Raw genomic sequence first — 24,167 nt, 5'->3', positions numbered from 1 at the left:
GATTGTGTCGTCGGTCAGTAGGTGTAGAAGTAGATCTCGATGTCCGCGTGGCCGCCCGAGGCGCCCTGGACGAAGAAGTCGCGGGTGGTCGCCCCGGTGAACATGTCCGGGCGGGCCTTCACCAGCAGGGAATTGATCCGCCGGGCGTACTCGACGCCGCCGCCGACGTCCGGACTGCGGCCGAAGGTGAGCACGAAGGCGGCCTTCCGGCCCTGCCACTTGGCGGTCTTCGCCCGCAACTGCCGCACGGCCCGGTCGGTGTCCCCCGCGTCCACGTCGAGCGTGAACTCCTTCGCGGTGCGGACCACCGCCCGCGGGCCCTTCGGCTTGGGCTTGGGCTGCGCCGAGGGGGAGGCCCCCGATTTCACGTGCTTGGCGGCCTCGGCGGCCCGTACGGGATCACCCTGGTCCCCCATCGCGACGAGGGCCAGTACGAGCAGCATGTCGGCGAAGAGCCAGCCCGCCAGGTGCAGCGGGTTGAAGCGCAGGGCGGGCCGGCGGGGCCGGGGGCGGCGGGCCGCCGTCATCGCGCGTCCGACGGCGGCTGCGGGCCGCGGCCGGGCCGACCGTTGCGGGGGTCGGCGCGCGAGGGGCCGCGGGGCGGTACGGCGTCCCGGGGGGCCGCCTTGTCGAGGGCCACGGGCGCGTTGCGCGCCGCGGGCGCCTGCTCCGGCACGGGCGGCCGGTCCTGCGGCTCGGGATGCCGGTCCTCCGGTCCGGACTCGCGGCCGTGGCGGCCGGGCTGGTCGTCGTACGGGTCGTACGGGTCGGGCAGGCGGTCGTACCGGACCGTCCGGTCGTCGTGCGAGCCGGTACCTCCGGGGTACGGGCCGCTGCCTCCGGCGTACGGGCCGGACTCCGGGCCGCCGCCGGCTCGCGGTACGGGCACGGCGGCCAGGGCCCCGGCGAGGGCGTCGGCCAGCGCGGCGAAACGCTCGGCGGCCTCGCGCAGCGCGCCGGTCTGCTCGTCGAGCCGGAGCACGGCCTGCTGCGAGGTGGTCACGGCCTCGGCGGTGCGGTCGGTGACCTCGCCGAGCCGGGACAGGACCTGCACCGAGATGTCGGTGGCGAGTTCGGTGCTGGTGGTGAACGAGCGCTGGGCGGCGGCCAGGACGGACACCGAGTCCTCGACCCGGTCGCCCGCCGAGGACACCGCGTCGCGCACCTCGCCGTTGACGGCGCGCACGTCCTCAAGGGCCTGGCGGACCATCACCCCGCTGTCGCTCACCGCGGATTCGAGCCGCTCGCCGTTCTTCTCCAGCGGGCCGGCGAGCGAGGCCACGGCCTGCTCGATGTCGGAGGCGTTGCCGACGACGGCGGCCTCCACCCGGCCGACGGCCAGTTCCAGCGGGCGGACCGCGGACTCCACGTGCTTGATGCGCTCCTCGGCGCTCTGCACGGCGGTCTCCACGGCGCTCGCCGCCGCGTCCAGCCGCGTGTGCACCTTGAGCGCCTTGTCGCCCAGCTTGCCGAGGGTGACGGCGGCGCCGGCGAGTTCGGCGGCGAACCGCTGCGGGGAGGACAGCCGCCGCTCGTTGAGCAGCAGTTGGGCCCGGGTGAGGACGGGGACCAGCTCGGCGAGCAGGCCGTCGGCGATGCGCTGGACCTCGTCGGCCCGGCGCTCGTTCTTCGCCCGGCGCACCCCGTGCACGGTCACGAGGACGAGCAGCAGGAGGATGGTGAGGCTGGCGAAGAGCGCCACGTGGCCGAAGGTGAAGGCGCCGGTCAGCCGGCCCTCGAAGCCGGACTGCCACAGTTGGAGGAAGGGCCGGGCGGCGGCCTTCGGATCGGCGCCGACCAGGGCTTCGTACGCGCTGGTGGCCCGTGTCAGGCCGAGCCAGGTGACCAGCAGCGGCACGAAGACCAGGGCGCCTATGAAGGTCTCCAGCCGGGACCACCAGGCCGCCTCGGGCGGGGCGGCGTCCAGCGCGCTGAGGCTCTCGGGCCGCGCGTAGGCCTGGAGCAGGTCGAGATCGGTCCAGGGGTCGATGTCCCCGCCGCCGAGTCCCTGGAGTGCGTCCGCGAGTGATGTGAGCTCGTCGCGCCGGGATCCGAGTCCCGGGCGGCCGGCCAGGTTCCTGAGCTGTTGGGCGACCTCGGGTGCTGTCGCCAGTGCCCCTACGGGCATTCCCCACCCCCATGACAGAAAGCCGTCGGATCATAGCCCAGACGAACAGAGCGTCATATGATCATCCATCAGGTCGGAGGCGATACGCATGAGTTCGGACAATCGGGTCCGCGGTGTGATTCCGCTGCGTGCGCAGCAGGACCCCGGGCGACGGCTGCTGACGAGGGATTCACCGCAGGTCCGCGTGGGCGGACGGGGTGTCCTTCAGGCCAATCTCAACTGGCTGCCGGGGGCCCGGGCGGACGTGAACCTCTGCTGCCTGATCAAGTTCCGGGACGGCACCGCCACCTGCGTGCAGTCGCTGGGCGACAACTTCGGCGCGCTCGACGCGTGGCCGTACGTGGCCCTGGACCAGGACGACCGTACGGGCGCCAGTGCCGACGGCGAGACCCTGCGGGTCGGCCTCGGCCACCGCGAACGCTTCGAGAAGCTGCTCTTCTTCGTCTACATCTACGAGGGCTCCGCGGACTTCCGCCGGCTGGGCGCGTCGGTGACGGTGACGGAGCCGTCGGGGCCGGGCTGCCGGATCCTGCTGGACGACTCCCCGGCGGGTTCCGTGGGCTGCGCGATCGCCCTGGTGACGCCGGACGCGGGCGGGCTCACGGTGCGCCGCGAGGTGTCCTGGTTCACCGGCACGGCCACCGCGGGACCGCACGAGAAGATCGACCGGGCGTACGGCTTCGGCCTGGACTACACCGTCACCCTGAAGCCCCCGCGCGACCAGGAGGACCGCCCCGCCCGGGGCGGCCTGCGCTGGTAGCGGGGGCGGCAGCGCGGACCCGCGCCCGTGCCCGCAACGCGCACAGCCCCCGGCATCCGCCAGGGGCTGTACGGGTCGTACGGGTCGTACGGGGTGGCGCTACGGCAGGTTGCGGGCCATGACGATGCGCTGGACCTGGTTCGTGCCCTCGTAGATCTGCGTGATCTTCGCGTCGCGCATCATGCGCTCCACCGGGTAGTCGCGCGTGTAGCCGTAGCCGCCGAGGAGCTGGACGGCGTCGGTGGTGACCTCCATGGCCACGTCCGAGGCGAAGCACTTGGCGGCGGCGCCGAAGAACGTCAGGTCGCCGTCGACGCGCTCCGACTTCGCGGCGGCCGCGTACGTCAGCTGGCGGGCGGCCTCCAGCTTCATGGCCATGTCGGCGAGCATGAACTGCACGCCCTGGAAGTCGGCGATCGGCTTGCCGAACTGCTTGCGCTCCTGGACGTAGCCCTTGGCGTAGTCCAGGGCGCCCTGCGCGATGCCGAGGGCCTGGGCCGCGATGGTGATGCGGGTGTGGTCCAGGGTCTTCATGGCGGTCGCGAAGCCGGTGCCCTCGGCGCCGATCATGCGGTCGGCGGGGATGCGGACGTTGTCGAGGTAGACCTCGCGGGTCGGCGAGCCCTTGATGCCGAGCTTCTTCTCCGGGGCCCCGAAGGAGACGCCCTCGTCGGACTTCTCGACGACGAAGGCGGAGATGCCCTTGGAGCGCTTCTCCGGGTCGGTCACGGCCATGACCGTGTAGTACTCGGAGACGCCGGCGTTGGTGATCCAGCGCTTGACGCCGTTGAGGACCCAGAAGTCGCCGTCGCGGACCGCGCGGGTCTTCATGCCGGCGGCGTCCGAGCCGGCGTCCGGCTCGGAGAGGCAGTACGAGAACATGCCGTCGCCCTTGGCCAGCGGGCCCAGGTACTTCTTCTTCAGCTCCTCGGAGCCGGAGAGGATCACCGGGAGCGAGCCCAGCTTGTTGACGGCCGGGATCAGCGAGGAGGAGGCGCACACGCGGGCGACCTCTTCGATGACGATCACGGTCGCGAGGGCGTCGGCGCCGGCGCCGCCGTAGCTCTCCGGCACGTGGACTGCGTGCAGGTCGTTCGCCACCAGCGCGTCGAGGGCCTCCTGCGGGAAGCGGGCCTCCTCGTCGACGGCGGCCGCGAACGGCGCGATCTTCGCCTCGCACAGCGCACGGACCGACTCGCGGAGCATGTCGTGCTCCTCGGCAGGGCGGTAGAGGTCGAAGTCGGATCCTGCCAAAGCACTCACTCCCCATGTTAACTACCGTTAAGTAGTGCAAGCGTAGGACCCGATACCCCCGGAGGGATACAGGCACAGCGCGTGAGCTTGCCGACAACGCGCACGACTATGCTCGGTGGCCGCACACCGCACCGCCACCCCTTACGGAGTACCCATGGCCCTCAAGATCACCGTGATCGGCACCGGTTACCTCGGTGCCACGCACGCCGCGGCCATGGCCGAGCTGGGATTCGAGGTGCTGGGGCTCGACATCGTCCCGGAGAAGATCGCGATGCTGGCCGAGGGCCGGGTCCCGATGTACGAGCCGGGGCTGGAGGAGCTCCTCAAGGCGCACGTGGCCGGCATCGAGGGATCCACCGGGCGACTGCGCTTCACCACCTCCTACGAGGAGGTGGGCGCGTTCGGCGACGTCCACTTCGTCTGCGTGAACACCCCGCAGAAGCACGGCGAGTACGCGTGCGACATGTCGTACGTGGACGCGGCCGTCGAATCGCTGGCCCCGCACCTGACCCGGGCGGCGCTCGTCGTAGGCAAGTCCACCGTGCCGGTGGGCTCGGCCGACCGGCTCGCCTCGCGGCTGGCGGACCTGGCACCGGCCGGCGACGCGGTCGAGCTGGCCTGGAACCCGGAGTTCCTGCGTGAGGGCTTCGCCGTGCAGGACACCCTGCACCCGGACCGCATCGTGATCGGCGTCCGCGAGACGGGCGGCACCGCGGAGAAGCTGCTGCGCGAGGTGTACGCGACGCCGGTCGGCGAGGGCTCGCCGCTGGTCGTGACCGACTTCCCGACCGCGGAGCTGGTGAAGACCGCCGCGAACTCCTTCCTCGCCACGAAGATCTCCTTCATCAACGCGATGGCGGAGGTCTGCGAGGCGGCCGGCGGCGACGTGGTGAAGCTGGCCGAGGCCATCGGGCACGACGACCGGATCGGCGCGAAGTTCCTGCGCGCCGGCATCGGCTTCGGCGGCGGCTGCCTGCCCAAGGACATCCGCGCCTTCATGGCCCGGGCCGGGGAGCTGGGCGCCGACCAGGCGCTGACCTTCCTGCGCGAGGTCGACTCGATCAACATGCGGCGCCGCGGACACATGGTGGAACTGGCGCGCGACGCGGTCGGCGGTGCGTTCCTCGGCAAGCGGGTGGCGGTGCTGGGTGCCACCTTCAAGCCGGACTCGGACGACGTACGGGACTCGCCGGCGCTGAACGTCGCCGGCCAGATCCACCTCCAGGGCGGGCAGGTCACCGTCTACGACCCCAAGGGCATGGACAACGCCCGGCGGGTCTTCCCGACGCTCGCCTACGCGGATTCCGCGCTGGAGGCGGCCCGGGGGGCGGATGTCGTGCTGCACCTGACGGAGTGGCGAGAGTTCCGTGAGCTGGATCCTGCGGAGCTGGCGGGGGTCGTCTCGCGGCCGCTGATCCTCGACGGGCGCAATGCGCTGGACGCCGGGGCTTGGCGCGAAGCCGGCTGGACCTACCGAGCCATGGGCCGCCCCCGCGCCTGACCCCCTGCGCGGCACGACCTCCGCCTCGGCGGCAACCCCCGCACCCTCCAGCCCTTCCGGCGCTTGACCCCGCGCACGTTTCAGCCCCTCCGGCGCTTGACCCCGCGCACGCTTCAGCCCCTGAGGAGCGGGTCCGGGCGGAGCCCGGCAACCCCGTCGCACCCCTCAGCCCCTCCGGCGCTTGAGGAGCGGGTCCGGGCGGAGCCCGGCTGCCCGGCGTCAGCCGGGTTGTCTTGGGGCTCCGCCCCAAACCCCGCGCCTCAAACGCCGGCGAGGCTGGATGTTGCCCCACAGGGCGCCGACAAGGCTGGGAATTGCGCCCCAGGGCGCCGGCGGGCTGGGAATTACCGCGCGCAGCGCCGGCGGGGTTGGGAATTGCCGCGCGCAGCGTCGACAGCGTCGACAAGGGCTGGGGGTTGCCCCCAGGGCACCGGCCGGGCTGGAGCGGGCCCCGCCCGAGGCCCCGCCTCAAACGCCGGCGAGGCTGAGACGGCCCGCTCAGGCTGGGTGTGCCCCCAGGGCACCGGGTCGGGGGGAAGGGGGTTACGAGGGGCGGCGGTGGTGGGCGGCGCGGGCGGTGAATTCGGCGTCGCGCAACACCCGCTGGGCGTTACCCCAGGTCAGCAGCGCGACGTCACCCTCCGGCCAGCCCCGTTCGAGCAGCTCGGCGATCAGCAGGGGGTAGCCAGCGGGATCCGCGAGCCCCTCGGGCCGGGCCGTGCGCGGCTCCGCGCCGAAGGACCCGCCCAGGCCCACACAGTCCGGCCCGGCGACGGCCCGTACGTGGTCCAGGTGGTCCGCGACGTCGGCGATCCGTCCGCCGACCTGGTCCGCGGCGAAGGTGACCATGCACAGGCCCTTCGCGGCGCGCAGCGCCAGCAGCGTCTCGTCGGAGACGTTGGCCGGGTGCGGCACGAGCGCCCCGGCCGCGGTGTGCGAGAGCAGCGCGGGCGCCTTCGAGGCGTCGATGATCTGGCGGGCGACCGCATCCGGGCAGCCGGTCACGTCCAGCAGCACGGCGAGCCGGTTGGCCTCCCGTACGACCTCGTGGCCGAAGGGGGTCAGGCCGCTGTCGGCCCAGGCCGCGCCGGCGGGGGCCAGGCTGCGGACGCCCAGCGCGTGGAAGGCCCGCAGGGTGCCCAGGGAGTCGGTGAGGGTGCGGCCGCTGACGGGACCGAGGAACGAGGCGATCCGCCCCCGGTTGCGGGCGTCGGCCATGTCGTCGGCGCACAGCGCCAGGCACAGCGCGTCGGGATAGCTGCGGACCAGGTTCCGGCCGACGTCGATCTGTTCGAGGGTTTCGGCGACGATCCGGTCGGAGGCGCCGCCCCCGCCCGTGTCGGCCACGCCGGGTACGAGCAGCGACCAGAACTGGGCGCCGACACCGCCCGCGCGCAGCCGGGGGATGTCGGTGTCCACGCCCGGTTCGGGCGTGGAGATGTCGTGGTAGGGGCTGTGGCGCAGGGTCCACGGGAGGGTGTTGTGCCCGTCGGCGACGGGGTGCACGGCGAGCAGCGAGGCGGCGCGCTCTGAGCTGTGCGGCGCGAGCTGCTCGCTCGGAACGGCGGTGGTGGCGCTCGTGGTGACCGCCGTGGCGCTCGTGGTGACGTCGGTGGCCGCGGTGGCGGCCGTCGTGGCGGTGATGGCGGTCGTGGCTGCGGCAGGGGGGTCGTCGGCTCCGACGGCCCCGGGCTCCGCTCCCACGGGGGACTGTTCGTCCTGCAGGTCGGCCATGGCGTTCGCTCCGGTCTCGGCGGCAGCAGGGAGTAGTTGCCACCGTGACACGTGGGTCGCGGGTGTTCTCGTGGGGTGTGGCGTTCGGGTGCCCCGCCCGTCATGGCAGGGCACCCGGACCACCGGCGGCCGGTCCGGCCGCCGCGGCTACAGCCGCGCGTTCGACGGCGGCAGCGCCGCCTGCGCGGCCGCGACGGCCTCCGCGTCGCGCAGCACCCGTACCGCGTTGGACCAGGTCAGCTTGGCCAGGTCGGCCGTGGACCAGCCGCGGCCCAGCAGCTCCGCGATCAGGTTCGGGTAGCCGGCGACGTCGTCGAGGCCCGCCGGGGTGAAGGCGGTCCCGTCGTAGTCGCCGCCGATGCCGATGTGGTCGATGCCGGCGACCTCGCGCATGTGGTCGAGGTGGTCGGCCACCGTGGCGGCGGTCGCGACCGGCCGCGGGTGGGCGGCCTCGAAGGCGCGGTGCAGCTCCATCGCCGGCGCGGTGGTGTCCAGGTGGTGGAAGCCGTGCGCGCGCAGGTTGTCGTCGGCCGCCGCCGTCCAGGCCACCGCCTCGGGGAGGATGAACTTCGGCACGAACGTGGCCATCGCGACGCCGCCGTTGCCGGGCAGCTGTGCGAGGACGTCGTCCGGGATGTTCCGCGGGTGGTCGCAGACCGCCCGCGCCGATGAGTGCGAGAAGACCACCGGCGCGGTGGTGACCGCCAGCGCGTCCCGCATGGTGTCGGCCGACACGTGCGACAGGTCCACGAGCATGCCGATGCGGTTCATCTCGCGGACGACCTCGCGGCCGAAGTCGGTGAGGCCGCCGTGGCGGGCCTCGTCCGTCGCCGAGTCCGCCCAGTCGATGGTGTCGTTGTGCGTCAGCGTCATGTAGCGGACGCCCAGCCGGTGCAGCGCCCGGAGGGTGGCGAGCGAGTTGTTGATGGAGTGCCCGCCCTCGGCGCCCATCAGCGAGGCGATCCGGCCCTCGGACCGGGCCTTCTCCATGTCGTCCGCCGTCAGGGCCCGTACGAGGTCCCCGGGGTGGCGGTCGATCAGCTGGGCGACGATGTCGATCTGCTCCAGGGTGGCGCTGACCGCCGTGTCCCCCGCGTAGTCGGACCGCACGTACACCGACCAGAACTGCGCCCCGACCCCGCCGGCCCGCATCCGGGGCAGGTCGGTGTGGAGCACGCCGGTCAGGTCGGTGGCGATGTCGCGCTGCGACAGGTCGTACCGCACCTGCTCGCGCAGGGCCCACGGGAGGTCGTTGTGCCCGTCCACGACCGGGTGTCCGGCCAGGAGTTCGCGGGCCTGCGCCAGGCGGTCCGCGCCGCCGGCGCCGGTGGCCGGGTCGGTCATCCCGCGACCTTCGTCCGCAGCCGCTTGCCCTTCTCGGTGGCCTGGTCGTTGAGCTCCTGCTGGAACTCCACCATCCGCGCGAGCAGGTCGGGGTCCTGGGTGGCGAGGATGCGGGCGGCGAGCAGGCCCGCGTTGCGCGCGCCGCCGACGGAGACGGTGGCCACCGGGACGCCGGCCGGCATCTGCACGATCGACAGCAGCGAGTCCATGCCGTCGAGGTACTTCAGCGGCACCGGGACGCCGATCACCGGGAGCGGGGTGACCGAGGCGAGCATGCCCGGCAGGTGGGCGGCGCCGCCGGCGCCCGCGATGATCGCCTTGAGGCCGCGGCCGGCGGCCTCCTCGCCGTACGCGATCATCTCGCGCGGCATCCGGTGGGCGGAGACGACGTCGACCTCGTAGGGGATCTCGAACTCGTCGAGGACCTGCGCGGCGGCCTCCATGACGGGCCAGTCCGAGTCGGAGCCCATCACGATGCCGATGAGGGGGGAGGTGGTGGGGGTGCTCATTCGGTGATTGTTCCTCGGAGGTAGCCGGCAGCGTGGCGGGCGCGCTCCAGCACGTCCTGGAGGTCGTCGCCGTAGGTGTTCACGTGGCCGACCTTGCGGCCCTGCTTCACGTCTTTGCCGTACATGTGGATCTTGAGCTGCGGGTCGCGGGCCATGCAGTGCAGGTACGCCTGGTACATGTCGGGGTAGTCCCCGCCCAGGACGTTCGCCATGACCGTCCAGGGTGCGCGCGGGCGCGGGTCGCCCAGCGGCAGGTCGAGCACGGCCCGCACGTGGTTGGCGAACTGGGAGGTGACCGCGCCGTCCTGGGTCCAGTGCCCGGAGTTGTGCGGGCGCATCGCCAGCTCGTTGACGAGGATCCGCCCGTCCCGGGTCTCGAAGAGCTCGACGGCCAGGTGGCCCGTCACGCCGAGTTCGGCGGCGATCCGCAGGGCGAGGGCCTGGGCCTCGCCCGCGAGCTCTTCGGAGAGGCCCGGGGCCGGGGCGATCACGGTGTCGCAGACGCCGTCCACCTGGACGGACTCCACGACGGGGTAGGCCACGGCCTGGCCGTGGGGGGAGCGGACGATGTTCGCCGCGAGTTCGCGGACGTAGTCCACCTTCTCTTCGGCGAGTACGGGAACCCCGGCCCGGAAGGGGGCCTCGGCCTCTTCGGCCGCACGCACGAACCACACGCCCTTGCCGTCGTAGCCGCCGCGCACGGTCTTGAGGATGACGGGGAAACCGCCCACCTCCGCCGCGAACGCCGCCACGTCGTCCGGATCGCTCACGATCCGGTGGCGGGGGCTGGGCGCGCCGATCTCGTCGAGCTTGGCGCGCATCACCCCCTTGTCCTGGGCGTGCACCAATGCGTCGGGCCCCGGACGGACGGGGATGCCGTCCGCTTCCAGGGCCCGCAGGTGCTCGGTGGGTACGTGCTCGTGATCGAAGGTGATCACGTCGCAGCCGCGCGCGAAGGCGCGCAGCGTGTCCAGGTCGCGATAGTCGCCGATGACGACGTCGCTCACGACCTGGGCCGCCGAGTCCTGTGGGGTGTCACTGAGGAGCTTGAATCTGATGCCGAGGGGGATACCCGCCTCGTGGGTCATGCGGGCGAGCTGACCGCCGCCGACCATGCCGACTACCGGGAACGTCACTCCTCCAGAGTATCCGGCGCCCGATCCGGCCCGGGTCCGGCCGTCCGCGTCACGGCTTCGTCCCAGGTGTCGCATGGCATACCCGGACCCCCGGGCGTACCGATGGGCCGGCGTCTACGATGGCTTGGTTGACGCAATCGACCGACAGGGGCTGAACGATCACCATGAGTGCGTCGAGGACGGCCCTGCTCGACAGGGCGCGCGGCCTCGCCCGGGAGATCGCCAAATTCGGTGCGGTGGGCGGTCTGGGCCTGCTGGTCAATCTGGGCGTCTTCAACCTGCTGCGGCACACCACGGACCTCCAGGTGGTGCGGGCGAGCGTGATAGCGACGGTCGTCGCGATCGCCTTCAACTACGTGGGCTTCCGGTACTTCACGTACCGGGACCGCGACAAGGGCGGGCGCACCCGCGAGATGACCTTGTTCCTGCTGTTCAGCGCGGCGGGCCTGGTGATCGAGAACGGCGTGCTGTACGCGGCGACCTACGGGATGGGCTGGGACAGCCCGCTGCAGAGCAACATCTTCAAGTTCCTGGGCATCGGCATCGCCACCGCCTTCCGGTTCTGGTCGTACCGGACCTGGGTGTTCCGGGCCGCCGCGCCGGTGGCTGCCGCCGTGGAGCCCGTGGCTGCCGGTGTGGAGCCCGTTACCGCCGCCGCGGAGGCGGTCTTCGCCGACCAGCGGGACCGGAGCCCGGCGCGGCCCTCCGCCGACCGGCAGGCCGTCTAGCCGTTCGGCCGTCCGCGCTGTCGCGCGGTGTCCTCGATCGCCGAACGGGATGCATCCAGTCCGGCACGGAGCCGGCCGTCCGGCGCGTCAGCGGACCGTTTTCTCCGGTTCCTCGCGCTGCGGCGCGGTCCGGCTCAGGAAGATCGCGAACACCGGCGGGTGCGTCTGGAGCAGCTCCAGGCGGCCGCCGTCCGCCTCCGCGAGGTCGCGGGCCACGGCCAGGCCGATGCCGGTGGAGTTCCGCCCGCTGATGGTCCGCTCGAAGATCCGGTTGCCCAGGTCGGCCGGCACTCCCGGGCCCTCGTCGGTGACCTCGATGACCGCCTGGTTGCCGGTGACGCGGGTGCGCAGGGCGACCGTGCCGCCACCGTGCATGAGCGAGTTCTCGATCAGGGCGGCGAGCACCTGGGCGACCGCGCCCGGGGTGCCGACGGCCCGCATCCCCTGCTTGCCGGAGCGCACGATGGCGCGGCCGGCGCTGCGGTAGGCCGGTCGCCACTCCTCCACCTGCTGCTTGACGACCTCGTCGAGGTCGAACGGGACCGCGGAGCCGGTCCGGGGGTCCCGGGAGTTCGTCAGGAGCCGCTGGACCACGTCGGTGAGCCGCTCGACCTGGGTGAGCGCGATCGACGCCTCCTCCCGCACGGTCTCCAGGTCGTCCGTGACCGTGATCTCCTCCAGCCGCATGGACAGCGCCGTCAGCGGGGTCCGCAGCTGGTGGGAGGCGTCGGCGGCGAGCCTGCGCTCGGCGGTGAGCATCCGCCCGATCCGTTCCGCGCTGGAGTCCAGGACGTCCGCGACCCGGTCCAGCTCGGGCACCCCGTACCGCTTGTGCCGGGGCCGCGGGTCGCCGGAGCCGAGCCGCTCGGCGGTCTCGGCGAGGTCCGTCAGCGGCGAGGTCAGGCGGTTGGCCTGGCGTACGGCGAGGAGTACGGCGGCCACGACCGCGAGCAGGGCCACCGCGCCGACCACCGCGAGGGTGCGGCCGACCTCCTTGGTGACGGTGTCCCGGGACTCCTCGACGATGACCAGCTCGCCGCGCTCCCCCTCGGCGCTGCCGCGGATCACGCTGCCGCCGATGTGCGGGCCGATGGCGAGCGGCGCCCGGCCGGGCAGCAGGATGCGCGCCGAGCGGCCGGCGGCCAGTTGCTCGGCGAGCGCGTCGGGGTCGACCGGCTCCTTCTCCAGGACGTTCGCCTCGACGATGCCGGCCAGCCGCAGCGCCTCGGAGTCGACGCTCTCCTGGGCGCTGTTGGTGATGGTCCGGGTCTCGACGATGACGAGCGAGACCCCGAACACGGCGATCACGACGAGCACCACGGCGAGCGTGGAGTTGATCAGACGGCGGCGCATGGTGTGGCGGTGACTCAGCTCTTCTCGAAGCGGAAGCCCACTCCGCGCACGGTGGCGATGTACCGCGGGTTCGCGGCGTCGTCACCCAGCTTCTTGCGGAGCCAGGAGATGTGCATGTCGAGCGTCTTGGTCGAGGACCACCAGGTGGTGTCCCAGACCTCGCGCATCAGCTGGTCGCGGGTGACGACCCGGCCGGCGTCCCGGACCAGGACCCGCAGCAGGTCGAACTCCTTCGCGGTGAGCTGGAGCTCCTCGTCGCCCATCCAGGCCCGGTGCGACTCGACGTCGATGCGCACGCCGTGGGTGGCCGGGGGCTGGGCGGGCTCGGTGGCGCCGCGCCGCAGCAGGGCGCGGACCCGGGCGAGCAGTTCGGCCAGGCGGAAGGGCTTGGTGACGTAGTCGTCGGCGCCGGCGTCGAGGCCCACCACCGTGTCGACCTCGTCGGCCCGTGCGGTGAGGACCAGGATCGGGAAGCCGTGGCCTTCGGCACGCAGCCGGCGGGCCACTTCCAGCCCGTCCATGCCGGGCAGGCCGAGGTCGAGGACCACGAGGTCGACGCCGCCCTGCAGCCCGGCATCGAGGGCGGTCGGGCCGTCCTCACGGACCTCGACCTCGTACCCCTCCCTGCGCAGGGCGCGGGCCAGGGGCTCCGAGATGGATGCGTCGTCCTCGGCGAGCAGTACACGCGTCATGTGGGTGATGGTAGTCCGCGGCGGGCAGGGCCTGTTGTGTGATCGAGGAGGCGGGAGGCGCACCTGCGGTTCAGGCGTCCAGATGATCGACTTCCTTCGAAACATGCCGGAACGGTTCCCTCCAACCCTGTGATCCATATCTCAAGTCCTTCCATATCCGGCACTGTCGTGTCGTATGGTGGCGAGACGCCTGATGCACTAACCGAGGACCTTTGCACCGCAAATGCGGTCGAAGGCCTCTCTTTCTGTCCGGACCGGACTGACAGTCTTCCGAGGAGGACACGTCCGGACACCGGGCAGTGAACGACCTATGGGCCGGGCCCCGCGCGCGAAGGTGCACGCGGGGTGTGGATCCCGGTACGGACTTCCCTTCACTCCCCACGACGGAGTGAAGCCCCTGGGCGTGGGGTTCGGGTGTTTCCGTTCCGGTGCCGGCCACCCCCCACCGGGCGCAGTCCGGCTCACGAAGCCGCGCGTCCCGTAGAAGCAAGGAACGACCATGGCGTCAAGCCTGACGAAGGACTCTGCCGAGCTCGGCGAGAAGACCTTCTTCGGCCACCCTCGTGGCCTGGCCACTCTCTTCATGACCGAGATGTGGGAGCGCTTCTCCTACTACGGCATGCGGGCCCTCCTCGTGTACTACCTGGTCTCAGGTGGTGCCGACGCGGCGACGGGCAGCCAGGGCGGCGGCCTTGCGATGACCGCGGCCACGGCCACGGCCATCTACTCCGTGTACGTCTCGATGGTCTACCTCATGGCCATGCCGGGCGGCTGGTTCGGAGACCGCGTCTGGGGCGCGCGCAAGACGGTGACCATCGCCGGCTTCGTGATCATGGCCGGTCACCTCTCCCTGGCCCTGCCCGGCCAGGCGATGTTCTTCGTCGGCCTGATCCTGGTGGCCATGGGCTCCGGTCTGCTGAAGGCCAACATCTCGACGATGGTCGGCCACCTCTACGACGGTCCCGAGGACCCGCGCCGTGACGGTGGCTTCACCCTCTTCTACATCGGCATCAACCTGGGTGCCTTCGTCGCTCCGTTCGTCATCGGCACGATCGGCAAGGAGCACAACTGGCACCTGGGCTTCGCGCTCGCCGCGGTCGGCATGGGTGTGGGCCTCGCCCAGTTCCTCATCGGCACCCGCAACCTGAGCCCGAAGAGCAGCGTCGTCCCGAACCCGCTGAGCGCCGACGAGCGCAAGGCCGTCCTCACCAAGGTCGGCCTGGGCGCCCTGGTCATCGCCGTGTTCTACGGCGGCGTCGTCGCCCTGGGCGTGTACACCCTGAACTGGGCGCTGGTCCCGCTGACGCTGGCCGGCCTGATCATCCCGGTCGCCGTCCTGGTCCGCATCAAGCGCGACAAGGACCTGAGCCCGACCGAGCAGTCGAAGATGACCGGCTACATCTGGTTCTTCGTCGCCGCCGCCGTGTTCTGGATGATCTACGACCAGGGTGGCTCCACCCTGTCGCTGTTCGCCGACTCCAAGACCGCCGACACCGTCTTCGGCCTGGGCTTCTCGGCCACCTGGTACCAGTCGCTGAACCCGCTGTTCGTGATGGCACTGGCCCCGGTCTTCGCCTGGCTGTGGCTGTGGCTGGCGCGCAAGAACCAGGAGCCGAACACCATCGTGAAGTTCGCGATGGGCCTGGTGCTGGTCGGTGCCTCGTTCTTCGTCTTCATCGTCCCGATGAACATGGCCGGCGACGGCAGCAAGGTCTCCCCGATGTGGCTGGTCTCGATCTACATGATCCAGACCATCGGCGAGCTGTGCCTCTCCCCGGTCGGCCTCTCGGTCACCACGAAGATGGCTCCGCAGAAGTACGCCTCCCAGATGATGGGCGTCTGGTTCCTCGCGGTCACCGCGGGTGACTGCACCACCGGTCTGCTCTCGCTGGCGGGCGTGGACCTGAACGGCACCGGGATCATCGCCATGCAGGCCGGTCTCGCGGTGGTCGCGGGCCTGGCGGTCTACATGTACCGCAAGAAGGTCCAGACCCTCATGGGCGGCGTGCACTGACGCGCTCTCCCGTAGCTCGCTGAACCGGAACGGCCCGGCACACCTGGTGTGCCGGGCCGTTCCGCTTTCGTCGTACGGGCCCGGTCGCCCTACGGGCTTACGGGTCGTACGGGCCTACGGGTCGGGTCGGGTCGGGTCGGGTCGTACGGGCTTACGGGTCGTACGGGCTACCGGGTGCCGCGCAGTCGGCGCCACGGGGTGAAGGTGAAGACCGCGGCGCCCAGCAGCAGAACGGTGCCGGCGACCAGCCCGAGGGCCTTGATGCCGCCGTCGTCGGACGCGCCGGTGTCGGCGAGGCCTCCGTCGGTGTTGCCGTCGGTGGTGCCGGTCGTGGTGTTGCCGCTGCCGCCCGGCTGGGCCGCGGTGTCGACGGTGGCGGAGACGGCGGTGGCCGTCGCCTTGCACGGGATCTTGATCCCGAGCGCCGTGATGGTCAGGTCACCCGGGCTGAGCGTGACCTTGCCGGACTTGCCGGGCTTGTAGGTGCCCGTCATGTCGGAGAGGTCCACCGGATCGTTCGCCTTGATCTCCGAGGCGTTCGGCGGGCCCGTGACCTCGACGGTGCCGCTGTCCGCGCCGCCGAGCCTGACCTTCATCGAGGGCTTGAGCTGACCCGCGGCGATCGGTGCGGGGCTCTTCATGACGCCCTTGGCGGTCTTGACCGTGAGGTTCCAGTTGCCGCCGTTCTTCTTGGCGTTGACGGTCACCTTCGACTGGATGTTCGGGGGCCCCGGCGGCTGGCACGCGAAGGTCACCGCGACCTCCTTGCCGGGCACGTCGCTCGGGCCGCCGGTGCCGGCGGTGGTCCCGGACGTCGTGCCGGAGGTGGTCCCGGCGGTGGTCCCGGACGTCGTACCCGTCGTCGTGCCGGAGGTGGTCCCGGACGTCGTGCCGGTGGTGGTGCCGGTGGTGGTCCCGGCAGTCGTTCCGGTGGTCGTGCCCGTCGTCGTACCGGACGTCGTACCGGACGTGGTTCCCGTCGTCGTACCGGACGTCGTACCGGTCGTCGTGCCGCCGCTGGAGCCCCCGGTGACCTTGATGGTCGCCGCCGCCTTCACCGTCTCCAGGGGCGTGCACTTGGTGAGCCAGTCACTGCCGTACAGGCGGACGGAGATCTCGTACTTCGCGGGGGTCAGGGTGATGTCCCCCGCCTTGGTCAGTTTCAGCCGCCCCTTCATCGGGGCGACCGTCATCTCGCCGCCCTTGGGGATCTTCGGGTTCTTGGCCTCGCCCTTCAGCGTCAGCTCGCCCGCGCCGCTTACCGTCAGATGCCCGGTGGGGGTCACCGAGTTCTCCGGGATGTCCGCCAGGTTCGAGTTCTTGGCCGCGAGCTTGGTGAACTCCCACGTCACATCGACCTCGTCGCCGACCTTGGCCGTGGCCGGGGCGGTGACCCGGGCGGTGGTCGTGCCCTCCACCGGTCCACCGCCGGCGGCCGGCGGCACGCACTTGACCTTGAACGGCACGTCGGCCGCCTGGGCGGGCGCAGCCACCATGACGATGCCCGCGCCGCCGAGCAGCAGCGCGACCACGGCCGCACTCACCCTCCGTTGGGTCTTCACGAATGTCCCTTCGTCGTCGAACTCTTCTCAGACGGTGCGGATGTCTGTGTTGTCTGTGCTCCCGGCGCGTTCTCCGGGGTGAACCACGGCAGCGCCGCCGTGGTCGTCTCGGGGGCGGGGGCCGCGGGGGTCCCGGGTGCCCGCTTCGGCGGCCGGGCCGCCCGTACGGGCCGGTCCGGCGGGTGTCCGGGGATCCGCGGCAGCTTCGCGGTGACGGCCGCTGCCGCCTCGGGGATCCGGGAGGCCCCGCGGTGCCGGCCGCCCGCGCCGGTGCGCGGCCGGACCCGGTCCACGACGGCCATGCCGATGCGGAAGACCGCGGCCGGGATGACCAGGCACAGCAGGATCCAGAAGAGCGTGACCCCGTACGGCCGGTCCACGCCCCAGGGCTGTACGGCGAGGACCTTCTCGCCGTACTTGAGCGAGACGGCGTAGTCGCCGTGCGCGCCCGCCGTCAGGCCGACGTCGAGCTCGACGCGGGCCTTCTGGCCGGGCGCGATGGTGCCGCGCCACTGCCGCTCCTCCCAGACCGGGGCGAACACGCCGTGCGCAGTGCCGACCTGGAAGAGCGGGTCCTTGACGGGCGCGGAGCCGAGGTTTCCGACGGTGACCACGAGCGTGCGCGTGGGCGGGGCGCCGAACCAGGTCAGCACCCCGTCCTCACCGTCGAGGCGGGCCGCCGCGAGGACGGCGAGCCGGGCGGTGCCGGTCTGCGACGGCAGCGCCGCCACCGGATGGTCGGTGATCGTCAGCGGGGCCAGCACCTGCGCCTGGTCGCCGGTGACGGTGGCGACCGCCACCACGCAGGGGCAGGGCTTGGGCGGGGCGACCACCGGCAGCTGCTTGCCGAACCGGCCGGTGTCGTCGGTGCTGACGGCCCGGCCGTCGGAGTTGGCGCAGCTGTTGGTGCCGCCGATCATGTTCTGCCCGCAGACGAGCAGGGTGAGCAGCGTGCGGGGCCGCCAGCCGGTGCCCGCGACCGTGATCTCCGTCCCCTTGGCCACCTCCCGGAGCGACAACTCCACCGCGGGCTTCCCCTCGGCGGCGACGGCGGGCGCACCCCCGGCGAGGATCAGCGCGACCACGACGAGGAACAGCGCGGCGAGGCGGGCGGCAGGGACGGGCCGCTGCGGGGCGGCCGCCCGCGCGGCGGGGACGGCCGGTGCGGCGACCAGGGTGCGCCCGGACGGCCGCGGCGCGGGTGCCGTACGGGCTCCCGGTGCCGTACGAGCTCTCGGCGCCGTACGAGCTCTCGGCGCAGCGCGCCCCGGCGCTGCCGGACGGTCCGGCGCAGTGCGCCCGACGGCGGCCCTGAGGTCCGCTGCCGTACGCGGGGCTCTCCCCCGGCCCCTGTCCCGGACCCTGACTTCGCCGCTCACCTGGCCGCTCACCTGGCCGCTCCCGTCAACTCGGCTTCCGGAGCGGGCCGCACGGCCTGCTCCCGGGGCTCCGGCGATGCCGCGCGCCGGTTCCTTCTCGTACGTGCGAACAGCAGCGCGGCCGTGCCGAGGGCCGCCAGAGAGGCCGCGGTGCCGGCCACCGCCGCCCACGGGACGAAGGCGGCGGAGCCCGTGGCGGAGGCGTGCGCGCCGCCGCCCGCGGTGACGGTGAGGGTCAGGTCCACGGAGTCGAGGGCGGGCGCGCCCGGCCAGGGTTCCGTCAGCTCCACCCGGCGGCCGGGCAGCAGCTCGACGCCCAGCGGGCGGGCCCGGTGGCCCGGCAGCTCCCCGAACAGCCCGGCGGCGCGCACCGCGAGCTCCGGGGACAGGGTGGTGTTCCCGCGGTTGACGAGGGCGTACCGCAGGACGGCGGACCGGCCGGAGCCGGTCACGGCCACGTCCTCGACGGTGAGCGCCGACAGGGTGGGGCCCTCGACCCGCAGCCGGACCCGTACCCCGGCCTCGCGGCCGCCCTCGGTGGCGACGACGGCGGCCGGGTGGTCGCCGGGGACTGCGCCGGACGGCACGGTGACGGTGAACGGAACGACCGCACGGGTGCGGGGCGGGATCCGGACGGTGGCGTCGGCGAAGCGGATCCAGGACCCGGCGCCGGTGGTACGGGCCGCCGGGCGTACGGCGAAGGCGCCGCCGGGCCCGTTGTAGGCGTCGGCCCCGTGCAGGGTGACGGTGCGGGTCCTGCCGGACGGGTTGGACAGCGCGAGCCGATCCTCCAGCACGGTGCCGGGGACGCCCTGGAGGTAGAAGTACGGGCGCTCGTCGGCGCTGCCGGGGCGGGTGGCGGCGCCCGCGGCGGGCGCGGCCGTCCACCCGGGCTCGGCGGCGCGGGCCGGGCCGGCGGTGCCCAGCAGCACCACGACGGCGGCGCACGCCGAAACCGCCGCCCGCAGCACACCCAGCCTCGCGGTACCCAGCTTCGCGATATCCAGCCTCGCCGGCGTTTGAGGCGCGGGTCCGGGCAGAGCCCGGTACCCGGCGGAGCCGGGTTGCCTTGGGGCTCCGCCCCAAACCCCGCGCCTCAAACGCCGGCGAGGCTGGATGTTGCCCTCAGGGCGCCGGCAAGGCTCGGGGTTGTCCCCAGTGCACCGGCGAGGCTGGAGGTTGCCCTCAGGGCGCCGGCAGGGCTCGGGGTTGTCCCCGGGGCGCCGGCGGGGCTGGGGGTTGCCGGCGAGGTCGGTCAACGGCATGGCGGTGTCCCTCCCTGTGCCGGCCGTCGGCCGGTCAGGCCCCGGCCCGCCGGCCGCGGCGGGTCAGCCACAGGACCCCCGCGAAGCCGGACAGCAGGACGGTGCCGCCGAGGGTGGCGAGTGCGAGCGCGGAGTCCATCGGGCCGGTCTGGGGCAGGCTGTCGGCGCCCGCGGCCGCCGCCGTGACCCCGCTCCCGGCCTCCTTGCCGCCGCCGGCGGCCACGACGTCCATCTGGAGCGAGGGCTTCGGGTCGTTGCCGGGGGTGCAGGTCGTGGTCGTCATCAGCGCGTTGATGGTGAGCACGCCCGCCGTGAAGGTGACCTTGCCGGACTTCTTCGGGGTGTACGTGCCGGACAGGTCGTTGATCTTGATCGGGGTGTCGGCCGGCGCGGCCACCGCGTTGGGCGGCCCGGACACGGCGACGGTCCCGCTGTCGTCGCCGCCGACCACGATCACGGCGCTCGGCTTCATCGCGCCCTTGCCCAGCTCGATCGGGCTGGAGGAGACGCCCTTGCGGAACGACATCGTCAGCTTGTAGCCCGTACCGGCCGGGACGGCCGTGACGTCGATGGGCGAGACCGCGGACTTCGGGCCGATCGGCGTCTTGCAGTCGTACTTGACGTCGACGACATCGGCGTGGGCTGCGGGGGCGGCCATCAGTACCGCCGGACCGGCCAACGCCGCTGCCAGCGCGAGCGCGGCGGAGCGTTGCTGCTTGGACACCTCTGGGTTCCCCTCGGGCCAAAGTTACTGACGACAAGTCAGATTGGGCGTCAAGGTACGCCTGGGGCCCTGCCGAGGGAAGACAAAGGACGCGGCGGATCGGCCACCGCCGACCCACCGCGCCCGATCCGCCGGAACGGCGCGTCGTCGCGCCACCGCGCCACCGCGTCAGAGCGCGCGCACTCCCCGCTGCCACACGGCGGAGACCAGCGGGACGCCGGGCCGGTAGGCGAGGTGGACGTGGCTGGGGGCGTCGAGGAGCGCCAGGTCCGCGCGGGAACCCGGGGTCAGGACGCCGATGTCGGTGCGCAGCAGCGCGCGGGCGCCGCCGGCGGTGGCGGCCCACAGGGCCTCGTCCGGGGTCATGCCCATGTCCCGGACCGCCAGCGCGATGCAGAACGCCATCGAACTGGTGTAGGAGGAGCCGGGGTTGCAGTCGGTGGACAGGGCGACGGTGGCACCGGCGTCGAGGAGCCGGCGGGCGTCGGGCCATTGCGCACGGGTGGAGAACTCGGCGCCGGGCAGCAGGGTGGCGACGGTCGCGGAGTTCGCGAGGGCGTCCACGTCGGCGTCGGTGAGGTGGGTGCAGTGGTCGGCGGAGGCCGCGCCGAGCTCCACGCCGAGCTGTACGCCGGGGCCGTGGCTCAGCTGGTTGGCGTGGATGCGCGGGATCAGGCCCTTCGCCTTGCCGGCCGTGAGGACGGCCCGGGCCTGGTCGCCGTCGAAGGCGCCCTTCTCGCAGAACACGTCCACCCAGCGGGCGTACGGGGCGCAGGCGTCCAGCATCTCGCCGGTGACCAGCGCCACGTACGCAGCCGGGTCGTCGGCGTGGTCGGGGGAGACGATGTGCGCGCCGAGGTAGGTGACCTCCTCGGTGTGGGCGGCGGCGATCCGCAGCGCACGGGCCTCGTCCTCGACGGTCAGGCCGTAGCCGGACTTGGTCTCGAAGGTGGTGGTGCCCTGGCGCAGCGCCTCGCGGAGGTGGCGCACCAGGTTGGCCTCCAGCGCCTCGTCGGAGGCGGCGCGGGTGGCGGCGACGGTGGTGCGGATGCCGCCGGCGGTGTAGCTGCGGCCGGACATGCGGGCGTTGAACTCTTGGGTGCGGTCGCCGGCGAAGACGAGGTGGCTGTGCGAGTCGACGAAGCCGGGGATCAGCGCCCGGCCCTGCGCGTCGTACGCGGTGTCGGCCTGCGGGGCAGTACCGGTGGGGCCGACCCAGGCGATGCGGTCGCCGTCGATGACCACGGCCGCGTCCTCGACCAGGCCGAGGGGGCCGGTGCCGAGGGCGGGGTCGTTGGTGACGAGGCTGCCGATGTTGTGGATGACGGTGGTGGTCACAGGGTTCCTCTCGTTTCCGGGGCTCCGCCCCGCGCCCCGCGCCTCAAACGCCGACGGGGCTGGATGCTGCCCTGGCTGCGGTCTCGACCCCGCTCAGCGGGAAAATCCAGCCCGCCGGCGTTTGGGGCGCGGGGTCCGGGGCGTAGCCCCAGGTCAGGAACGGACGGCGCTGATCGCGTCGGCCAGGGCTCCCGCCACGTCACCGACGAGGGTGTGGTGACCGTCGCGGACGACGTGGCGACCAGCAACCACCGTGTGGCGGACGTCGGCCGCCGACGCGGCGAAGACGGCGGTCTCGGCACCGAGCCTCGGCACCGGCCCGGCCGTGCGGACCGAGTCCAACGCGACGGTGGTGAAGTCCGCCAGGGCCCCCGCGGACAGCGAGCCCGCATCGGCCCAGCCGAGGGCCGCGTGGCCGTCCGCGGTGGCGGCCCGGAGCAGCGCCGCCGCGGTCCAGTGCCCGCGGGTCCGGCTGGCGAGCCGCTCGTTGAGTTCCATCGCCCGGGCCTCTTCGAACAGGTCGATCACGGCGTGGCTGTCGCTGCCCAGCGAGAGCGGGCTGCCGGCCCGCTGGAGGCGGACGGCAGGCCCGATGCCGTCGGCGAGGTCGCGTTCGGTGGTGGGGCACATGCAGGTGCCGGTGGTCGTCCCGCCGAGCAGGGCGATGTCCTCGTCCGTCAGGTGCGTGTTGTGGACGCCGGTGGTGCGCGGTCCGAGGACGCCGTGGTCGGCGAGCAGCCGGGTGGGCGTGCGGCCGTGCGCCGCCTGGCAGGCGTCGTTCTCGGCGGTCTGCTCGGAGAGGTGGACGTGCAGGGGCGCGCGGCGTTCCTCGGCCCAGCGCGCGACCGTGCCGAGCTGGTCCGCCGGGACGGCCCGTACGGAGTGGATCGCGGCGCCGATCCGGGCGTGGTCGCGCTCCTTGAGGGCGGAGGCCCGCTCTGCCCAGGCCTCGGCGGTGCCGTCGGAGAAGCGCGTCTGGTGCGGCTCGGGGGCCTGCCCGAAGCCGGCGGAGAGGTAGGCGGTGTCGAGGAGGGTGATGCGGATGCCCGCCGCTGCGGCGGCCGCGATCAGGGCCTCGCCCATGGCGTTGGGGTCGGCGTACGCGGTGCCGCCGGGCGCGTGGTGGAGGTAGTGGAACTCGCCGACGGCCGTGACGCCGGCCAGGGCCATCTCCGCGTACACGGCCCGGGCGAGCGCGAAGTACGAGTCGGGGGTGAGGTTCTGGGCGACGGAGTACATGATCTCGCGCCAGGTCCAGAAGGTGCCGGAGCCCACCTGCACGGTGCCGCGCAGGGCCCGGTGGAAGGCGTGGGAGTGCGCGTTGGCCAGGCCCGGGAGGGTCAGGCCGCGGAGCACCTCGGCGCGCGCCGGCGGGGTCTCGACGGCGGTCCGCAGGGCGGTGATCCGCCCGTCCTGTACGTCCAGGGCGACGCCCGGCTCGACATGGGTGCCGAGCCAGGCGTGCTCCAGCCAAAAGGTCTTCACCGGCACGCGAGGCCTTCCAGTACATCGGCGAGGGCGAGGACACCGGCGACGCAGTCGTCCTCCTCGGCGGATTCCGCCGGGGAGTGCGAGACGCCGGTGGGGTTGCGTACGAACAGCATCGCGGTCGGGACGGTCGCGGAGAGGATTCCGGCGTCGTGTCCCGCGCCCGTCCCCAGCACGGGGGTCTTCTCCCCGAGGATGCGGGCGAGCTCGTCGCGCAGTGCGTGCTGGAACTCGACCACGGGGGTGAAGGACTCCCGGACGACGTCGAGTTCGACGCCGTGCCGCTCGGCGTGCTCCCGGGCGGCCCGGCGCACCCCGTCGAGCACCTCGTCCAGCGCCTTCCCGTCGGCGGCGCGGGCGTCGAGCCAGCCCCGCACGAGGGAGGGGATGGCGTTGACGCCGTTCGGCTCGACCGCGATCTTGCCGAAGGTGGCGACGGCGCCCGCGAACTCGGCCTCGCGGCGGGCGGCGAGCACCGTCTCCGCGTACGGGAGCATCGGGTCGCGCCGGTCCGCGAGGCGGGTGGTGCCCGCGTGGTTGGCCTCGCCGCGGAAGTCGAACCGCCAGCGGCCGTGCGGCCAGATCGCGGAGGCGATGCCGACCCGGTCGCCGGACAGGTCCAGTGCGCGGCCCTGTTCGACGTGGAGTTCGACGAAGGCGCCGATGCGGGCGAGGCGCGCGTGGTCGGCCCCGATCGCCTCCGGGTCGTACCCGGCGGCCTCCATGGCCTGCGGCAGGGTCACCCCGTCGGCGTCGCGCAGCTCGTACGCCTTCTCCTTGGTCAGCTGCCCGCTGGCGAGCCGGGAGCCGACGCAGGCCAGCCCGAAGCGGGCGCCCTCCTCGTCACCGAAGTTGGTGATGGCCAGCGGCCGGGTGAACTCCACTCCCCTGTTGCGGAGTTCGTCCAGGGCCGCGAAGGAGGACACCACGCCGAGGGGGCCGTCGAAGGCCCCGCCGTCGGGTACGGAGTCCAGGTGCGAGCCGGTGACCACGGCGTCCCCGGCGAGCGGGTCGCCGAGCCAGGCCCACTGGTTGCCGTTGCGGTCGGTCTCGTACGCGAGCCCGCGCGCCTCGGCCTGGGCCCGGAACCAGGCGCGGCAGTCCGCGTCGGCGCCGGTCCACGCGAAGCGGCGGTAGCCGCCGGAGCCCGTGTGCCGCCCGATGGGCGCCAGGTCCGCCCACATCTCGTGGAACGACCCGGCCCCACCGGGGGCGATCCCGGCCTCGCCTGGGGGTCCCCCCGGGCGGAGTCCGGGGG

The 24,167-nt window shown here is 72.9% G+C and carries 20 protein-coding genes; 4 read left to right on the top strand and 16 right to left on the bottom strand.

Annotated elements, in window-relative coordinates; genetic code table 11:
- Positions 1–14: 14 nt before the first annotated feature.
- The gene (locus tag OG764_RS22080) at positions 15–527 is read right to left on the bottom strand and encodes a hypothetical protein (protein ID WP_328970147.1); all 513 of its coding nucleotides are present in this window, start codon (positions 525–527) and stop codon (positions 15–17) included.
- Positions 524–2,128, bottom strand: coding sequence for a methyl-accepting chemotaxis protein (locus OG764_RS22075; RefSeq protein ID WP_328970146.1), 1,605 nt, complete (start codon positions 2,126–2,128; stop codon positions 524–526). Before OG764_RS22075 ends, OG764_RS22080 begins: the two co-directional genes overlap by 4 nt.
- Before the next feature lie 88 nt (positions 2,129–2,216).
- Between OG764_RS22075 and OG764_RS22070 the strand changes: the two genes are divergently transcribed.
- Complete coding sequence (locus tag OG764_RS22070; protein ID WP_328970145.1) at positions 2,217–2,888, top strand: tellurium resistance protein; 672 nt, start codon at positions 2,217–2,219, stop codon at positions 2,886–2,888.
- Positions 2,889–2,987: 99 nt separating this feature from the next.
- On the opposite strand, the gene OG764_RS22065 is transcribed toward OG764_RS22070, so the two are convergent.
- Complete coding sequence (locus tag OG764_RS22065; RefSeq protein ID WP_328970144.1) at positions 2,988–4,142, bottom strand: acyl-CoA dehydrogenase family protein; 1,155 nt, start codon at positions 4,140–4,142, stop codon at positions 2,988–2,990.
- A 154-nt stretch (positions 4,143–4,296) separates the two neighbouring features.
- Between OG764_RS22065 and OG764_RS22060 the strand changes: the two genes are divergently transcribed.
- A complete protein-coding gene (locus tag OG764_RS22060; RefSeq protein ID WP_328970143.1) occupies positions 4,297–5,643 on the top strand; it encodes a UDP-glucose dehydrogenase family protein in 1,347 nt (448 codons plus the stop codon).
- A gap of 543 nt (positions 5,644–6,186) precedes the next feature.
- Here the strand turns inward: OG764_RS22060 and OG764_RS22055 are convergent.
- From OG764_RS22055 to OG764_RS22040, 4 genes are all read right to left on the bottom strand, one after another.
- Positions 6,187–7,377, bottom strand: a complete 1,191-nt coding sequence (locus tag OG764_RS22055; RefSeq protein WP_328970142.1) for a dipeptidase — start codon at positions 7,375–7,377, stop codon at positions 6,187–6,189.
- Positions 7,378–7,524: 147 nt separating this feature from the next.
- A complete protein-coding gene (locus OG764_RS22050; RefSeq protein WP_328970141.1) occupies positions 7,525–8,721 on the bottom strand; it encodes a dipeptidase in 1,197 nt (398 codons plus the stop codon).
- Positions 8,718–9,230 (bottom strand): 5-(carboxyamino)imidazole ribonucleotide mutase, encoded by a 513-nt coding sequence (purE, locus tag OG764_RS22045; protein WP_328970140.1) that lies wholly within the window; start codon positions 9,228–9,230, stop codon positions 8,718–8,720. Before purE ends, OG764_RS22050 begins: the two co-directional genes overlap by 4 nt.
- The gene (locus OG764_RS22040) at positions 9,227–10,366 is read right to left on the bottom strand and encodes a 5-(carboxyamino)imidazole ribonucleotide synthase (protein ID WP_328970139.1); all 1,140 of its coding nucleotides are present in this window, start codon (positions 10,364–10,366) and stop codon (positions 9,227–9,229) included. Before OG764_RS22040 ends, purE begins: the two co-directional genes overlap by 4 nt.
- A 164-nt stretch (positions 10,367–10,530) precedes the next feature.
- Here OG764_RS22040 and OG764_RS22035 point away from each other — a divergent pair, with 164 nt between their 5' ends.
- Complete coding sequence (locus OG764_RS22035) at positions 10,531–11,094, top strand: GtrA family protein (protein ID WP_328970138.1); 564 nt, start codon at positions 10,531–10,533, stop codon at positions 11,092–11,094.
- Positions 11,095–11,181: 87 nt separating this feature from the next.
- On the opposite strand, the gene OG764_RS22030 is transcribed toward OG764_RS22035, so the two are convergent.
- Positions 11,182–12,447 carry an ATP-binding protein gene (locus tag OG764_RS22030; protein WP_328970137.1) on the bottom strand — a complete coding sequence of 422 codons (1,266 nt, stop codon included), beginning with the start codon at positions 12,445–12,447 and terminating at the stop codon, positions 11,182–11,184.
- Between the two features lie 14 nt (positions 12,448–12,461).
- Entirely contained in the window at positions 12,462–13,139 is a 678-nt protein-coding gene (locus OG764_RS22025; RefSeq protein WP_328970136.1) for a response regulator transcription factor, read from the bottom strand.
- Between the two features lie 499 nt (positions 13,140–13,638).
- On the opposite strand from OG764_RS22025, the gene OG764_RS22020 reads away from it, so the two are divergent.
- A complete protein-coding gene (locus OG764_RS22020) occupies positions 13,639–15,153 on the top strand; it encodes a peptide MFS transporter (RefSeq protein WP_328970135.1) in 1,515 nt (504 codons plus the stop codon).
- Positions 15,154–15,320: 167 nt separating this feature from the next.
- On the opposite strand, the gene OG764_RS22015 is transcribed toward OG764_RS22020, so the two are convergent.
- The 7 genes from OG764_RS22015 to OG764_RS21985 all read right to left on the bottom strand — a co-directional run bounded on the left by OG764_RS22015 (position 15,321) and on the right by OG764_RS21985 (position 24,093).
- On the bottom strand, positions 15,321–16,715 hold the full coding sequence (locus OG764_RS22015; protein WP_328970134.1) for a hypothetical protein: 1,395 nt from the start codon (positions 16,713–16,715) through the stop codon (positions 15,321–15,323).
- Positions 16,712–17,890, bottom strand: a complete 1,179-nt coding sequence (locus tag OG764_RS22010) for a hypothetical protein (RefSeq protein ID WP_443056231.1) — start codon at positions 17,888–17,890, stop codon at positions 16,712–16,714. The genes OG764_RS22015 and OG764_RS22010 overlap by 4 nt, the downstream gene beginning before the upstream one ends.
- Before the next feature lie 212 nt (positions 17,891–18,102).
- Positions 18,103–19,065, bottom strand: a complete 963-nt coding sequence (locus OG764_RS22005; protein ID WP_328970132.1) for a COG1470 family protein — start codon at positions 19,063–19,065, stop codon at positions 18,103–18,105.
- Positions 19,066–19,393: 328 nt separating this feature from the next.
- Positions 19,394–20,083 (bottom strand): LPXTG cell wall anchor domain-containing protein, encoded by a 690-nt coding sequence (locus OG764_RS22000; protein WP_328970131.1) that lies wholly within the window; start codon positions 20,081–20,083, stop codon positions 19,394–19,396.
- Between the two features lie 168 nt (positions 20,084–20,251).
- Positions 20,252–21,421: an imidazolonepropionase gene (hutI, locus tag OG764_RS21995; RefSeq protein WP_328970130.1), complete on the bottom strand. Its 1,170-nt coding sequence runs from the start codon at positions 21,419–21,421 to the stop codon at positions 20,252–20,254.
- Positions 21,422–21,574: 153 nt separating this feature from the next.
- Positions 21,575–22,912: a formimidoylglutamate deiminase gene (locus tag OG764_RS21990; RefSeq protein ID WP_328970129.1), complete on the bottom strand. Its 1,338-nt coding sequence runs from the start codon at positions 22,910–22,912 to the stop codon at positions 21,575–21,577.
- Positions 22,903–24,093, bottom strand: a complete 1,191-nt coding sequence (locus OG764_RS21985) for an allantoate amidohydrolase (protein WP_328973117.1) — start codon at positions 24,091–24,093, stop codon at positions 22,903–22,905. The genes OG764_RS21990 and OG764_RS21985 overlap by 10 nt, the downstream gene beginning before the upstream one ends.
- Positions 24,094–24,167: the final 74 nt, after the last annotated feature.

This window comes from Streptomyces sp. NBC_00239, assembly GCF_036194065.1.
Taxonomy (GTDB): Bacteria; Actinomycetota; Actinomycetes; order Streptomycetales; family Streptomycetaceae; genus Streptomyces.
This window is presented reverse-complemented; position numbering and strand designations above follow the sequence as displayed.

Coding starts and splice junctions, on each gene's coding strand:
- purE (WP_328970140.1), bottom strand. CDS start 9,230: ATGAGCACCCCCACCACCTCCCCCCTCATCGGCATCGTGATGGGCTCC.
- OG764_RS22055 (WP_328970142.1), bottom strand. CDS start 7,377: ATGGCCGACCTGCAGGACGAACAGTCCCCCGTGGGAGCGGAGCCCGGG.
- OG764_RS22020 (WP_328970135.1), top strand. CDS start 13,639: ATGGCGTCAAGCCTGACGAAGGACTCTGCCGAGCTCGGCGAGAAGACC.
- OG764_RS22035 (WP_328970138.1), top strand. CDS start 10,531: ATGAGTGCGTCGAGGACGGCCCTGCTCGACAGGGCGCGCGGCCTCGCC.
- OG764_RS22080 (WP_328970147.1), bottom strand. CDS start 527: ATGACGGCGGCCCGCCGCCCCCGGCCCCGCCGGCCCGCCCTGCGCTTC.
- OG764_RS21985 (WP_328973117.1), bottom strand. CDS start 24,093: ATGTGGGCGGACCTGGCGCCCATCGGGCGGCACACGGGCTCCGGCGGC.
- OG764_RS22050 (WP_328970141.1), bottom strand. CDS start 8,721: ATGACCGACCCGGCCACCGGCGCCGGCGGCGCGGACCGCCTGGCGCAG.
- OG764_RS22025 (WP_328970136.1), bottom strand. CDS start 13,139: ATGACGCGTGTACTGCTCGCCGAGGACGACGCATCCATCTCGGAGCCC.
- OG764_RS22060 (WP_328970143.1), top strand. CDS start 4,297: ATGGCCCTCAAGATCACCGTGATCGGCACCGGTTACCTCGGTGCCACG.
- OG764_RS22070 (WP_328970145.1), top strand. CDS start 2,217: ATGAGTTCGGACAATCGGGTCCGCGGTGTGATTCCGCTGCGTGCGCAG.
- OG764_RS22075 (WP_328970146.1), bottom strand. CDS start 2,128: ATGCCCGTAGGGGCACTGGCGACAGCACCCGAGGTCGCCCAACAGCTC.
- OG764_RS22030 (WP_328970137.1), bottom strand. CDS start 12,447: ATGCGCCGCCGTCTGATCAACTCCACGCTCGCCGTGGTGCTCGTCGTG.